The organism is Pseudomonas sp. JUb52, assembly GCF_004341115.1.
In the GTDB taxonomy this organism is placed as follows: Bacteria; Pseudomonadota; Gammaproteobacteria; order Pseudomonadales; family Pseudomonadaceae; genus Chryseomonas; species Chryseomonas oryzihabitans.
On the sequence record NZ_SLYS01000002.1, the window covers coordinates 257887 to 270471 of the forward strand.

The 12585-nt window shown below is 67.1% G+C and carries 13 protein-coding genes; 8 read left to right on the forward strand and 5 right to left on the reverse strand.

What is annotated here, in order from left to right:
* The first annotated feature begins 95 nt into the window (after positions 1–95).
* The 4 genes from EC839_RS04370 to EC839_RS04385 all read left to right on the forward strand — a co-directional run bounded on the left by EC839_RS04370 (position 96) and on the right by EC839_RS04385 (position 2259).
* Complete coding sequence (locus EC839_RS04370) at positions 96–959, forward strand: SDR family oxidoreductase (protein ID WP_132832231.1); 864 nt, start codon at positions 96–98, stop codon at positions 957–959.
* A 99-nt stretch (positions 960–1058) separates the two neighbouring features.
* Complete coding sequence (bigR, locus tag EC839_RS04375; RefSeq protein ID WP_132832232.1) at positions 1059–1409, forward strand: sulfite-sensing transcriptional repressor BigR; 351 nt, start codon at positions 1059–1061, stop codon at positions 1407–1409.
* On the forward strand, positions 1406–1816 hold the full coding sequence (locus EC839_RS04380; protein WP_132832233.1) for a YeeE/YedE family protein: 411 nt from the start codon (positions 1406–1408) through the stop codon (positions 1814–1816). The genes bigR and EC839_RS04380 overlap by 4 nt, the downstream gene beginning before the upstream one ends.
* Positions 1813–2259: a YeeE/YedE family protein gene (locus tag EC839_RS04385; RefSeq protein ID WP_132832234.1), complete on the forward strand. Its 447-nt coding sequence runs from the start codon at positions 1813–1815 to the stop codon at positions 2257–2259. Before EC839_RS04380 ends, EC839_RS04385 begins: the two co-directional genes overlap by 4 nt.
* On the opposite strand, the gene EC839_RS04390 is transcribed toward EC839_RS04385, so the two are convergent.
* A complete protein-coding gene (locus tag EC839_RS04390; RefSeq protein ID WP_132832235.1) occupies positions 2225–4633 on the reverse strand; it encodes a membrane-bound PQQ-dependent dehydrogenase, glucose/quinate/shikimate family in 2409 nt (802 codons plus the stop codon). The two genes, EC839_RS04385 and EC839_RS04390, sit on opposite strands and share 35 nt — an antisense overlap.
* Positions 4634–5046: 413 nt before the next feature.
* Between EC839_RS04390 and EC839_RS04395 the strand changes: the two genes are divergently transcribed.
* Positions 5047–5757 carry an SOS response-associated peptidase family protein gene (locus EC839_RS04395; protein ID WP_132832236.1) on the forward strand — a complete coding sequence of 237 codons (711 nt, stop codon included), beginning with the start codon at positions 5047–5049 and terminating at the stop codon, positions 5755–5757.
* 129 nt (positions 5758–5886) lie between these two features.
* Here EC839_RS04395 and EC839_RS04400 read toward each other — a convergent pair whose 3' ends face one another.
* Both EC839_RS04400 and EC839_RS04405 read right to left on the reverse strand, forming a co-directional pair.
* A complete protein-coding gene (locus EC839_RS04400) occupies positions 5887–7917 on the reverse strand; it encodes a PAS domain-containing sensor histidine kinase (protein WP_132832237.1) in 2031 nt (676 codons plus the stop codon).
* 181 nt (positions 7918–8098) lie between these two features.
* Positions 8099–9085: a GlxA family transcriptional regulator gene (locus EC839_RS04405; protein ID WP_132832238.1), complete on the reverse strand. Its 987-nt coding sequence runs from the start codon at positions 9083–9085 to the stop codon at positions 8099–8101.
* Between the two features lie 107 nt (positions 9086–9192).
* Here EC839_RS04405 and EC839_RS04410 point away from each other — a divergent pair, with 107 nt between their 5' ends.
* Entirely contained in the window at positions 9193–9741 is a 549-nt protein-coding gene (locus tag EC839_RS04410) for a cysteine hydrolase family protein (RefSeq protein WP_132832239.1), read from the forward strand.
* On the opposite strand, the gene EC839_RS04415 is transcribed toward EC839_RS04410, so the two are convergent.
* Together EC839_RS04415 and EC839_RS04420 are read right to left on the reverse strand one after the other, a co-directional pair.
* Complete coding sequence (locus tag EC839_RS04415; protein ID WP_132832240.1) at positions 9726–10373, reverse strand: DapH/DapD/GlmU-related protein; 648 nt, start codon at positions 10371–10373, stop codon at positions 9726–9728. The genes EC839_RS04410 and EC839_RS04415 overlap by 16 nt on opposite strands.
* Positions 10374–10454: 81 nt before the next feature.
* A complete protein-coding gene (locus EC839_RS04420) occupies positions 10455–11102 on the reverse strand; it encodes a TetR/AcrR family transcriptional regulator (protein WP_132832241.1) in 648 nt (215 codons plus the stop codon).
* A 148-nt stretch (positions 11103–11250) separates the two neighbouring features.
* Here EC839_RS04420 and EC839_RS04425 point away from each other — a divergent pair, with 148 nt between their 5' ends.
* Positions 11251–11670 (forward strand): DUF2147 domain-containing protein, encoded by a 420-nt coding sequence (locus EC839_RS04425; protein ID WP_132832242.1) that lies wholly within the window; start codon positions 11251–11253, stop codon positions 11668–11670.
* Positions 11671–11691: 21 nt separating this feature from the next.
* A complete protein-coding gene (locus EC839_RS04430) occupies positions 11692–12576 on the forward strand; it encodes a TorF family putative porin (RefSeq protein WP_132832243.1) in 885 nt (294 codons plus the stop codon).
* The last annotated feature ends 9 nt before the right edge of the window (positions 12577–12585 follow it).

Below are 12585 nucleotides of genomic sequence, written 5' to 3' on the forward strand. Positions count from 1 at the left end.
GATTGTGGAACGGTACGTCCCTATCCTAGCGGCTATTGGCTCGAGGTGGGACGACTTAAGGTGGCTCTACCCATCACCCACCTGGAGTTACCGACATGACCATCCTCGTCACTGGCGCCACCGGCCGCGTAGGCCGCCACCTCGTCCAGCAACTCGTGCAGCGCGAAGCCAAGGTGCGGGTGCTGACCCGCACTCCGGCCAGCGCCGATTTTCCTGCCGCGGTCGAGGTCATGCAGGGAGATCTGCTGGATCTCGCCGCCCTGCGCCGCGCCTTCAGCGGCGTTTCCACCCTCTTCCTGCTCAACGCCGTGACCGGCGACGAATTCACCCAGGTGCTCATCACCCTCAACATCGCCCGGGAAAGCGGCGTGGAGCGGGTCGTCTACCTCTCGGTCTTCGGCGCCGACAGCGCGGTCAACGTGCCGCACTTCGCGGTGAAGTTCGGTGGCGAACGGATGCTCGCGGCCATGGGCTTCGGCGCCACCATCCTGCGGCCCACCTATTTCATCGACAACGAAGCCATGATCAAGGACGTCATCCTGCAGCACGGGATCTATCCCATGCCCATCGGCAGCAAGGGCGTGGCCATGGTCGACGCCCGGGACATCGCCGAGGTCGCCGCCCTCGAGCTCATCCGCCGCGATCAGGCGCCGGGCAGGCTGCCCAGCGAGACGCTCAACCTGGTCGGCCCGGACACCCTCACCGGCGCAGGCGCCGCAGCGATCTGGAGCGAGCTGCTGGGTCGCCCCGTCCATTACGCCGGCGACGATCCGCGCGGCTTCGAGCAGAACATGGCGAGCTTCATGCCGGCCTGGATGGCCTACGAGATGAGGCTCATGGCCGAGCGCTATGTCAGCGACGGCATGCTGCCGCAACCTGGGGACCGCGAGCGGCTTGTGCAAATGCTCGGGCGTCCGCTGCACGGCTATCGCGACTTCGCCCGGTCGCTGATCGGCTGACGGGTACCACGCTGGAGCTGTACCGCTGGAAAATCACGCTTGCCCGCAAGACAATATACATTATATAAAAATGTATATTGAATCCGTGCAGGCGTGTTTATGACGACTCCTCCTACCCGACCCACCCCCGGCGCGGCCCTCTCTCCCCAGGACATGCAGGCCCGCGCCCGGGAGGTAGCGGCCCTGCTCAAGACCCTGGCGCATCCGGTCCGCCTGCTGCTGGCCTGCGCCCTGGCCGAGGGGGAGTATGCGGTCAGCGAACTCGAAGCGCGTCTGGATATCCATCAGCCGACCCTGTCCCAGCAACTGGGCGTGCTGCGCGAAGCCGGCCTGGTCACCACTCGCCGCGAAGCCAGGCAGATCTTCTACCGCCTCACCGAAGACAAGGCCGCCCAGCTGTTGCAGGCGCTCTACCAGATCTTCTGCCAAGCGCAGGCGACGCCGGCATGACGCTCGCCGCCTATCTACCTGCCCTCGCGGGCGGACTGCTGCTGGGTGTGGCGGTCGGTCTGCTGTTGCTGGTCAACGGCCGGATCGCCGGCATCAGCGGGATCTTCGGTCGGCTGCTCGGCGGACAGCAGGTGGGCACCGGTCTGGTCTTCGTGCTGGGCCTGGTCCTGGGTCCGCTGCTGATGCGCGGTCTGCATGACCTCCCTCAGCCGACCGTGAACGTGACCTGGCCGACAGTGCTGCTGGCCGGACTGCTGGTGGGCTTCGGCACCCGGCTGGGCTCGGGCTGCACCTCGGGTCATGGCATCCTCGGCGTGGCCCGAGGTTCGCGCCGCTCGCTGGCCGCGACCGCGGTCTTCCTGGCCTCGGGCCTGGCGACTGCCACGCTGGTGGGGCTGCTGCGATGACCTCCAGGCGGCTGGTCATCGCTTTGCTCGCCGGTCTGCTCTTCGGCAGTGGCCTGGCCCTGTCCGGCATGCTCGATCCCACCCGGGTCCTGGGCTTTCTCGCTCTCGCCAGCGGGCACTGGGACGCCAGCCTGCTGTTCGTCCTGGGCGGCGCCCTGCTGGTGGCCGTGCCGGCGGTCCAGCTGCAGCGTCGACTAGCCCACCCCCTGCTCGATAGCCAGTTCCACCTGCCACCGACCACGCCCGTCGATCGTCGCCTCGTGCTGGGCGCCGCGCTCTTCGGCCTCGGCTGGGGCCTGGCCGGCCTATGCCCCGGGCCCGCGCTGGCAGGCCTGGGGCTGGGCATCGCCAAGATCCAGGGTTTCGTCGTGGCCATGGTCCTGGGGATGGTGCTGCATGACCGCCGCGCTAGTGGCCATTTCCAGGCAAGGCGTAGGCCTTGAGGTAATCCCCCGCCTTGGTGCCCAGGCCGCCATGCCCGCCGGCGGCGATGACCACATACTGGCGCCCATCCCGCCCGGTGTAGGTCATGGGCGTTGCCTGACCACCAGCGGGCAGGCGGGTCTTCCACAACTCCTTGCCACTCGCCGCGGAAAAGGCCCTCAGGTAGTTGTCCGCCGTGGCGCCCATGAAGATCAGCCCCGAGCGGGTATTGATCTGCCCGCCGATATTGAACATCCCCGTGGGAAAAGGCGGCGCCATGTGCAGACCCAGCGGGCCCATGTCCCGGGTGGTGCCCACATCGTATTGCCAGGCCAGGCTGCGGGATTTCAGGTCGACGGCGGCGAGCTGGCCCCACGGCGGCGCCTTGCAGGGCGCGCCGAGCAGGCCGAGCCAGGGATCGACCTTGACCACGTAGGGGGTGCCATACTGCGGGTTGATGGCGAACTGCTTCGGCCGCGGCGGTGTGCCCTGGCCATCCCAGGGCTCCACCAGCCCTTTGCGCTCGGCATCCGCTCGGGCATAGACCTCGGCCTTGAAGGGGATGTAGCTGAGGTTGGCATAGAGGCGCTTGCGCTCCGGGTCGATGGAGGCGCCATGCCAGTCGATCACCCCGTCGAACGCCGGATACACCAGGGTCGTCTTGTCCAGCTCGAAGGGCGTGAAGGCGCCCTTGTAGTTCATCTGGCGGAATTCGATCCGGCACAGCAACTGGTCCAGGGGCGATACGCCCCAGGTGTCGGACTCCTTGATCTCCGGCGGCGCGAAGGTGGGCATGCCGGTCGAATAGGGTTGGGTCGGCGCGACATGCTCCTCCGGCAGCCCGCCCTGGGGGGCCGGTTTTTCCTCGACCTGGGCGATGGGTTCGCCGGTCACCCGATTGAGCATGAAGAGTTCGCCGCGCTTGGTGGTCTGCACCAGCGCGGGGACGCTGTTGCCCTTGCCGTCCGGCAGGTCCACCAGCGATGGCCCTATGGGTACGTCCATGTCCCAGAGGTCATGGTGCAGGGTCTGGAAACTCCAGCGCGGCGCACCCGTGTCCACGTCCAGCGCCACCAGGGAGCTGGAATACTTTTCGTCGAAAGGTCTGCGCTCGGCGCCGTAGTAGTCGGGCACCGCATTGCCGGTGGGCAGGTAGATGATCCCGCGCGCTACATCGGCGGTGTAGACGCCCCAGGCGTTGGGCGTGCCCCGGGTGAAGGTCTGGTCTGGCGCCGGGTGGACCACCGGATCGTCCGGATGGCCGATATCCCAGGCCCAGACGATCTCGCCATTGATGGGGTTGAAGGCCCGCACGGCGCCGGAGGGCTCGTTGGTCTTCTGGCCGTCATAGATCCAGCCACCGAGCACCACGCGATCGTGGATCACCAGCGGTGGCGAGGTCACGAAGTGAAAACCCTTGGGCACCTCGCCCAGGTACTGCCGCAGCGAGACATAGCCGCCCGTGCCGAAGTCCTGGCAGAGCTCGCCGGTACGGGCATTGAGCGCCATGATGCGGGCATCCCCTACCGACGAGATGATGCGCTCCGGACAGGCCGTCGCCGTTCCTTCCGGGGCCTTGTAATAGGCCACGCCGCGGCAGGCCAGGTAGGCATTGTTCGAGGTATCGGCACGTGGGTCGAAGCGCCAGCGCTGCTCGCCGGTATCCGGATCGAGGGCGATGACCTCCCGGTGCGGGGTGCAGAAGTAGAGGGTGTCGCCAACCTTGATCGGCGTGGCCTCGAAGTTGAATTCGTAGCCATGCTTGTTTTCGTCACCCCTGGGCAGATCGCCCGTCCGGTAGGTCCAGGCTTCCTGCAACTGGCTGACATTGTCAGGCGTGATCTGCGCCAGCGGCGACCAGCGCTCGCCTTCGGCGGTGCGCCCATAGAAATTCCAGTCGCCCTCGGCAACCCCCGAAGCGTTGGTCGTCACCTGGCTTCCCGGCGCGACGGTCGCGAGCGCCTGGTCTGGCGGATAGGGATGGGCGAAGAACAGGCCGCCGACCAGGGCCGCGGCGACCAGGGGAACGATCACATAGCCTGTCCCCGAAACCCTGCGGTTGCCGTCCAGGCGCCGCCGGATGAAGGGCAACAGCAGGTAGAGCCCCAGCAGGGTCGGTAGCATCAGCCGGGGTTCGAGCTTCCAGACGTCAGGGCCGACCTCCCACAGCGCCCACAGCACGCTGCCCAGCCAGACGAGGCCGTACACCCACAGCGCCAGCCGGCGCCCCTTCATCAGCAAGCCGCCGGTCAGGCAGAGGCCTAGGCCCGCGATCAGGTAATAGACACTGCCGCCCAACAGCAGCAGCCAGGCCCCGCCAGCGGTCAGCAGTATGCCGAGGAGCAGGATGAGCAAGCCGGATAACCGGGGTTTCGTCAGGAGCCAGGACTTCATGGGTCTTATCCGCCAGGTTTGTTGTTACTGGCAGACTAGGCACGACCGGCTGGTGTTCAAATGTTTTGCAAGAAATTTCAGAGATAGCCAGGGGTGGAGATAGCCTTTCTCCGCCTACCTGCAGGCTCACTTGCCCGAAGATCGCCCGAGCAGGACCGCTGTGGCCCTTCCTCACTACGGGCGTCGCCTGGCCACCATCTGTGCAGAGGGGCCCTCGCCCTGATCAGCCACCGCCTGTCTCGTTTTCACGATGAGGCCGGCACGGACGCTGCGGGTACTTCAGCCAAACGTCACTGTCCAAGCCTCTGACGGGTTGCCTCGGCGAACAGCGGGCAGTGGACTTCCGCTTGCGGACCGTCCAGGCCAGCGCCGAGGGCGCCACTCGCCTTCATCCCTCGCCCCAGGAGGCGCCCATGTGTGGCCGCTTTGCCCAGTACCGTTACGCTCTCGACTATCTGGACGCCCTGGGCGCCAATGCGGCCGACGTCCGCACCGGCCTGGAGCCGCGCGCCCTGGGCCGCTACAACGTGGCACCCGGCACCCGGGTGCTGCTGCTCAATCAGCAGGAGGATGGCCTGCACCTGGACCCGGTGCTCTGGGGCTACCAGCCCGCCTGGGCGCGCCAGGCCAGGCGTCCGCCCGTGATCAATGCCCGCGTCGAAACGGCGGCCACCAGCCGGATGTTTCGCGGCCTCTGGCAACGGGGCCGCGCCCTGGTGATCGCGGATGGCTGGTACGAATGGAAAAAGGATCCTGAGGACCCGAAGCGCAAGCAGCCCTATTTCATCAGGCTGAAATCCGGCGAGCCGCTGTTCTTCGCCGCCATTGGCCACTTCCGCCCGGCCGACCAGCCCCCCCAGGAGGATGATGGCTTCGTCATCGTCACCGCCGCTTCCGATGCCGGCATGGTCGATATCCATGACCGCCGCCCCCTGGTCCTGCCCCCGACCGTTGCCCGCGAATGGCTGGATCCCGACCTGTCCATGGAGCGCGCCGCCGAGATCGGCGAGGTCGAAGGCACGCCAGTGGAGGCCTTCGACTGGTATCCGGTCGGCAAGGCCGTGGGCAGCGTGAAAAACGATGGACCGGAATTGCTGGAGCGGATCGCGGAGCCACTGGTGTAGGCGCATTACGCGCGGACAACGTATCCGGATGCCCCAGTCCCAGAACAATACCGCCGGGACTTTAGCGGGTGGAGGCCCCCTGGCAATCAACTGCCAGGACTGCCGCCTTGCCGCAGAAAAATCATCCCCTCAATTCTCCGGATTCAGCATCCCACTGATCTTGTTGGCCAGGGCGTCGATGGCGAAGGGCTTGGTGATGATCTCCATATTGGCGGCGAGATAACCCTCCCTGTTCGAGCCTTCCGCGTAGCCGGTCGCCAGCAGTACCTTGAGTTCCGGGCGATTGGCCTGGGCCAGGTCCGCCAGTTGGCGACCGTTCATGCCAGGCAGACCGACGTCGGAAATCATCAGGTCGATGCGCTGGGGGTTTTCCAGGAAGGGCATGGCTTCCTGGGCATTCCCTGCTTCGAGGGTCTGATAGCCGAGTTCGCCCAGCACTTCCACGATCAGGGACCGCACCACGGCTTCATCCTCGACGACCAGCACCACCTCGCCGACGCCTAGGGGGGCGCTGCGGCTTTCTTCGATGGGCAGGATGTCCAGTTCGCCGCCCAGACACGGCATGTACAGCTGCACCTGGGTGCCCTCGCCCGGGCGGGAAAGAATGCGTACCGCGCCACTGGCCTGGCGCATGTAGCCATACACCATGGAGAGCCCGAGGCCCGTCCCCTGACCGATCGGCTTGGTGGTGTAGAAAGGCTCGAAGACCTTGGCCAGCACCTCGGGCGTCATCCCCACCCCGGTATCGGCCACCGTGAGTCTGATGTAGTCGCCTTCCGCCACGTTCAGCGCAGCGCCCTCTTCCGTGGTGAGCTGCACGGCGGCGGTGGCAATGGTAATGGTCCCGCCGCCTGGCATGGCATCGCGGGCGTTGATGGCCAGATTGATGATGGCGCTTTCCAGCTGGTTGGCGTCCATTCGCACCAGCGACAGACCCGCGGCCAGGTGCGTGTGGATGGTGATGTCTTCCCGGATGGTGCGATGCAGCAGGTCTTCCAGCGACGCCACCAGCGGATTGACCTCGAGCGGTTTGAGGTCGAGGGTCTGCCGGCGGGAAAACGCCAGCAGCCGCTGCGTGAGCGCCGCGGCTCGCTGTGCCGAGGTGACCGCCGCGGTGATGTAGCGCTCGTCCTCGCTCGCATCGCCACTGCGTCGGCGCCGCTGCATCAGCTCCAGGCTGCCGATGACGCCGGTCAGCAGGTTGTTGAAGTCGTGGGCGATGCCGCCGGTGAGCTGGCCGACCGCCTCCATCTTCTGCGCCTGGTGCAGGGTGTCCTCCACCCGGGAACGCTCGGCCACCTCCGCCGCGACCCGGGCTTCGAGCGTTTCGTTGAGGTCATACAAGGCCTTCTCGGCCTGCTTGCGCGCGGTGATGTCCGCACAGGTGCCGGTGACGTAGGAAGGCCTTCCGGCGGAATCCCTGAAGACGTGGCCCTTGCCCAGCAGCCACTGGTTTCCGGCGCCCCGGCTGAGCCGGAGTTCCACGGCGAAGTCCTTGCCCTGCAGACATTCGCTCAGCGCGGCCCGGACCACGGCGCGATCCGCGGCGTGGACCCGCTCGAGAAAGCCCTCGATGGGCGCACCGGACAGGACGCCGGGCAAGCCGAACAGCTGCTGCAGGACGTTATCGCAGTAGAACTGCCGGTCATCGAGGTACCAGTCGAAAATGCCCGCCTCCGACGCCAGCAAGGCGGCACGAAAGCGTTCGTCGGCGTGCTGCAGGGTGGAACTGGAGCGCTGCTCCGCCAGCACCTGCTCGGTGACGTCTTCGGTCTGATGGATGATGTAGCGCAGTTCGCCATGCTCATCCAGCACCGGCACGTTCAGGGGACTCCAGTAGCGCTCTTCGAATCCCCCGCCCGCGCGGGCAGGACGAGGAATGTCGTACCGGGTGATGGCCATGCGGTCCGGCTCACGGCTGCGCATGACCCGCTCCAGCGATGCCCGCAGAACCCCCGCCCCAAACGCCAGCTGGTCGTCCGGATTGCTGCCGAAAACGTCGAAGACCGAGCGGCCGATGCAGTCTTCCCGCCGGGTCTGGGTGCCGCGCAGCCGCGCTTCGTTGGCCGCCACCATGATGAAGTCGGGGCCGGGCGTGAGCACCAGGATCTGGTGGGGAAGCGCTTCGAACAGCAGCTTGAAGTCTGGATCTTGGTTCATGAATACCTGCAGGGGTCTGGTAAGAGCCGAGCATGCAGCGAAGGGATCGAGGGCCTTGGCGGCGGGATCGCTTCGCTGGCGTTTCTACTGGTGTGGAGGGCACTTCCGGGCGCTTGGTTCAACCAACGAGACGAGCCGCCTGCAGCGAACGCCAGGCGCGGTGGCGTGATGCCCCCTGGTTTCACCGCCCGGATCCAGCACCCCCGAATCGTCGCCGGTAGTCCCCTGGACTCAGCCCCACGACACGGGTGAAGACCTTGCGGAAGGCACCCGGATCGCTGTAGCCGACCTCCCAGGCGACCCGTTCGAGGGGCAGGCGGCTGGCCTGCAGCAACTCCCGGGCGCGGCCGACGCGCAGTTGCTGGCCGTAGGCGGTGGTGGTCATGCCGGTGGCCTGGCGAAAGCGGCGCAGAAAGGTGCGCGGTTCCAGTCCGGCGCGGCGGGCCAGGGTGTCCAGGGCGATGTCCTGGGCGCCGGTCGCCTGCAGCCATTCCTGCACGGCGAGGATGGCGCTGTCACCATGGCTCAGGCGCGGCGAAAAGGCGCTGTAGTAGCGCTGCTGTCGGCCAGGCGGGTCGATGACCAGGGTCCGCGCGGTATCGAGCATGCGCTTGGCGCCCAGGTAGCGATCGACCAGGCGCAGACCGAGATCGGTCCAGGCCATGAGACCACCGGCGGTGACCAGGTCTTCGCCATCGATGAGCAACTGGTCGGCGTCCAGATTCACGGCCGGGAAACGGGCGGCGAAGCGCTCGACATGCAGCCAGTGGGTGGTGGCGGTACGGCCATCGAGCAGACCGGTTTCCGCCAGCAGGAAGGCGCCGGCGCAGATCGAGGCCAGGCGCACGCCCTCGCCATGCTGGTGGCGCAGCCAGTCCCGATAGGGGGTCGCGGCGGCCGGGGAAATCGGCTCCGCCAGGCTGGGCGGCAGGATCAGCACCTGGGGCGCCCCGCCTGCCCCGGGCAAGGAGTCGTAGACCCGCCTGGGCAGCGTCTCGCCCTCCTCCAGCTGCCAGTGGCTGACGCGCAGCCGCGGGCGCTCGGCATCCTCCGTGGTCCCGGTGAGACGCCCGGCGATCTCGAACAGATCGGTGAGGCCGTGCACCGTCGCCCGTTGCACGCCGGGATAGAGCAGCAGGCCGAGTTCGATCGGCGGTTGATCGTGCATGTGTCGCTGGCGCCCCTGAAGTTGTCGGTCACGCCCCTTCGCCGGCAGGCGCGGTTGGCCAATCATGGCCGGACCCAAAACCTGAAGCATCTTCCGAGAGGCTGGACATGAGCAAGCACGCCGTCGTCGTCATCGATCTGCAGAACGAATACCTCCCCAGCGGCAAGCTGCCCCTCAGTGGCATCGAGGCCGCAGTCGCCAATGCCGCGCGGATCATCGCCCACGCCCGAGACCAGGGCATTCCGGTGATCCATGTGCAGCATCGATCGCTGAGCGCCGAGGCGCCGATCTTCGTGCCCGGCAGCGACGGCATCGAGATCCAGGCCGCCGTCGTGCCCCGGGCCGGCGAGCCGGTGGTGGTGAAGCACTACCCCAACGCCTTTCGCGAGACCCCTCTCGAGCAACTGCTGGACGAGCGCGGTATCGAGTCGTTGGTGGTGGTGGGCGCCATGAGTCATATGTGCATCGACGCCGGCGTCCGCGCCGCGGCCGATCTGGGCTACGCCGTGACCGTGATCCACGACGCCTGCGCCACCCTGGATCTGGAATTCAACGGGGTCCGGGTGCCGGCGGCCCAGGTACACGCCGCCCTGATGGCGGCGCTGGCCTTCGCCTATGCGCGGCTGGAAGCCACCGCCACCTATCTCGCCAGCTGAGATGGCGCCTCGCCCGCTGTGGCGTCCGGCACGCCCTGGTCGATCAGCCCCAGCCGCGCGACCCGGGTGCCCGGCGGCAGCAGGGCGCCAGGCGCGATGACCGCATTGGCGCCCAGCCGGCAACCGTCGCCGATCAGGGCGCCGAACTTGACCACCCCGGTGTCTATGACCCGCTCTCCGTGGCGGATGCGGATGACCGCGCCGTCGCTTTCGTTGCGGTAGTTGGCGACGATGGCACCCGCCTCCAGATTCACCCCGCTGCCGATCAGCGAATCCCCGACGAAATTGAAGTGGGCGAGCTTGCTGCCGTCCAGCAGCAGGCTGCTTTTCAGCTCGCAGGCCGGGCCCACCACGCAGTGGGCGCCCAGATGGACACCGCCACGCAGATAGGCGCCCGCCGCCACCAGGGTCCCGGGGCCGATGATCACCGGCCCCTTGAGCACGGCACCCGCTTCCACCACCGCGGTCTCGTGGATGGCGCTGTCGCCCTGGCGGCGATAGCCGGGACCGAGCCGCGCCAGCAGCACCCTGACCTGGTCCTCGCAGGCACCGGTGAGCATCCAGGGCGGGGCGAGCTCCAGGCCCAGGCTGGGCCAGGCGGTGATGAAGGTGGCGATATCCAGGTCAGCCATGACAGACCTCGGCAGTGGCGGAATGTGTGCCGATTCTGACCTGAGTCCCTTACCTGGTGCTCGCCCCGGCTGGCGAACGGCTCAGCCGTCGCGCAGGCGCCCCAGGTGCCCGCTGAGCATGGCGGCGACGGTGCGGCAGGTGCTTTGCGCAGGCAGTTCTTCGTCGAACAGCAGCTCTACGGTGGAGTGGATCAGCTCGACCACGATCCGCGCGACCTGGGCGACGGCGGCCGGTGGCACGTTGGGCAGCAGCAGCACCAGCAACGCCGTCTGCTGCGCCGCCACCCGGCGGTGCGAATCCAGGCGCACGTGCTCCAGCGAGGGCACCGCGCGCAGCGCCTTGAGGATCCACATGCCACCGGCGGTCTCGGCGGTGACGCGGTAGGTATCCAGCAAAAGCCCGGTCAAGACGTCTTCCACCCGCTCCAAAGGACCGGCCAGCAGCTCGGCATTGATCCGCCCGTCTATCTGCGCATTCTGCTTTTCCAGCAGGCGCCGGCCCAGCTCCTCCAGCAGGGCGTACTTGTTGGGGAAGTAGCGGTAGAGCGCCGGCGGGGTCAGCCCCGCGCAGTCGCAGACCAGATTGGTCGACAGCCGCTCGATGCCGACCTGACAGAGCACCTCCGCCGCCGCGGCCAGGATGCGTTCGTAGGTTTCCGCTGCCCGCTGCTGGCTGGGGCGGGCCTTGGGCGTGGCGCGGGAAGATGGAGCTGACTCTTTGGCGACCATGAAAAAGCTCTCGGCTAGACGAAAAAACACCTTGATGGGCAGTAAAATGATAGTTATAACTATCATGTAGCGATGACTATCATATCAGCAACTGCGATCCCTTTACTGCCTCCAGCCACAACCACAACAAACAGCAGGAGTCTCCGCCATGAAAACACCCCTCGCGCTCGCCGTCGCCCTTTGGGCGCTCCCCCTTGCTCCGACGCTGGCCGCCGATCCCGCACCGGTACAGGGCCTCTGGCTGACCGCCGACCAGGGCGCCGCCGTCAAGGTCACGCCCTGCGCCGACAACGCCAGGGCCCTGTGCGGCACCATCGTCTGGGACAAGGACGCCGGCAATGCCCATGACACCTGCGGCACGCGCGTCTTCCAGATGACTCGCGACGACGGCGGCACCTGGCGCGACGGCTGGGTCTTCGATCCGCGCGATGGCAAGAAGTACAAGGGCTACGTCCGCCGCAAGGGGGACGACCTCAATATCCGCGCCTATGTCGGCACCGAGGTGCTCGGCAAGACCGAACAGCTCACCCCGCTGAGCGCCCTCCCCACTACCCCGCACTGCAGCTAAGCCACCGCAAGGAGCGACCCCATGAACCGGACTCTTCACCGCACCCAGGCGGCGGCCCTGCTGTGCCTGAGCGTTCTCGGCGGCGCGGTCCAGGCCGACGACGACCTGGCCAGCTATGCCCTGACCATCACCCCGCGCCTGCTCTCGGACGTGCGCAACCGCGGCATCTCGGACTCGCTCAATCGGCCGGGGGCGAAGGTCACCGTGGAATTCGCCCACGAAAGCGGCCTGATCGGCCTGGCGGAAATCGGCACCGTGAGCAAGAAGCAATTCATCGACGGCGATGGCGCCAACGTGCTGCTGGCCGGCGGCTACCGCTTCGGCGATCCGGAGGCCTGGCACTTCGGCGTCGGTCTGGCCGGGGAATTCTTTCCCGGTGCCCATTTCAAGGCGCCCAGCCGCATCGATCCGGAGACCGGCGCCCCCGATGGCTTTCGCAGCACAGACTACAACAGCCAGTTCGCCGTGCTGGAGATCGGCTACGGGGCACTGCAGGGGCGCATCCTCAACGTGCTCTCGGAAAACTACCGCGGCGCCAACACCGCCGGGGTCTGCGGCGCCCAGCTGCAATTCAATCCCGACCCCACCAAGGGCCTGGAGTGCTATGCCAAGGGCGAACACAACTCCCGCGGCAGCCTGCTCTACGACCTGGACTATCGCTACGAGCTGACGCCGCGCACCAGCCTCAAGCTGCACGCTGGCTACCAGCAGATCCGCAACTTCTCCGAGGCCAACTTCAGCGACTACGGCGTCGGCCTGGTGCATCGCCACTGGGGCTTCGACTTCGGCCTGGACTACCTGAGCCCTCATACCCGGGCGCGCGAACTCTACATCGCCGAAGACGGCGACCATCAGCGCGCGACGGACGAGGCCCGCTGGGTGCTGTCCGTGGCCCGCCCCTTCTGAGCTGGCGCC

Coding starts and splice junctions, on each gene's coding strand:
- EC839_RS04370 (WP_132832231.1), top strand. CDS start 96: ATGACCATCCTCGTCACTGGCGCCACCGGCCGCGTAGGCCGCCACCTC.
- bigR (WP_132832232.1), top strand. CDS start 1,059: ATGACGACTCCTCCTACCCGACCCACCCCCGGCGCGGCCCTCTCTCCC.
- EC839_RS04380 (WP_132832233.1), top strand. CDS start 1,406: ATGACGCTCGCCGCCTATCTACCTGCCCTCGCGGGCGGACTGCTGCTG.
- EC839_RS04385 (WP_132832234.1), top strand. CDS start 1,813: ATGACCTCCAGGCGGCTGGTCATCGCTTTGCTCGCCGGTCTGCTCTTC.
- EC839_RS04390 (WP_132832235.1), bottom strand. CDS start 4,633: ATGAAGTCCTGGCTCCTGACGAAACCCCGGTTATCCGGCTTGCTCATC.
- EC839_RS04395 (WP_132832236.1), top strand. CDS start 5,047: ATGTGTGGCCGCTTTGCCCAGTACCGTTACGCTCTCGACTATCTGGAC.
- EC839_RS04400 (WP_132832237.1), bottom strand. CDS start 7,917: ATGAACCAAGATCCAGACTTCAAGCTGCTGTTCGAAGCGCTTCCCCAC.
- EC839_RS04405 (WP_132832238.1), bottom strand. CDS start 9,085: ATGCACGATCAACCGCCGATCGAACTCGGCCTGCTGCTCTATCCCGGC.
- EC839_RS04410 (WP_132832239.1), top strand. CDS start 9,193: ATGAGCAAGCACGCCGTCGTCGTCATCGATCTGCAGAACGAATACCTC.
- EC839_RS04415 (WP_132832240.1), bottom strand. CDS start 10,373: ATGGCTGACCTGGATATCGCCACCTTCATCACCGCCTGGCCCAGCCTG.
- EC839_RS04420 (WP_132832241.1), bottom strand. CDS start 11,102: ATGGTCGCCAAAGAGTCAGCTCCATCTTCCCGCGCCACGCCCAAGGCC.
- EC839_RS04425 (WP_132832242.1), top strand. CDS start 11,251: ATGAAAACACCCCTCGCGCTCGCCGTCGCCCTTTGGGCGCTCCCCCTT.
- EC839_RS04430 (WP_132832243.1), top strand. CDS start 11,692: ATGAACCGGACTCTTCACCGCACCCAGGCGGCGGCCCTGCTGTGCCTG.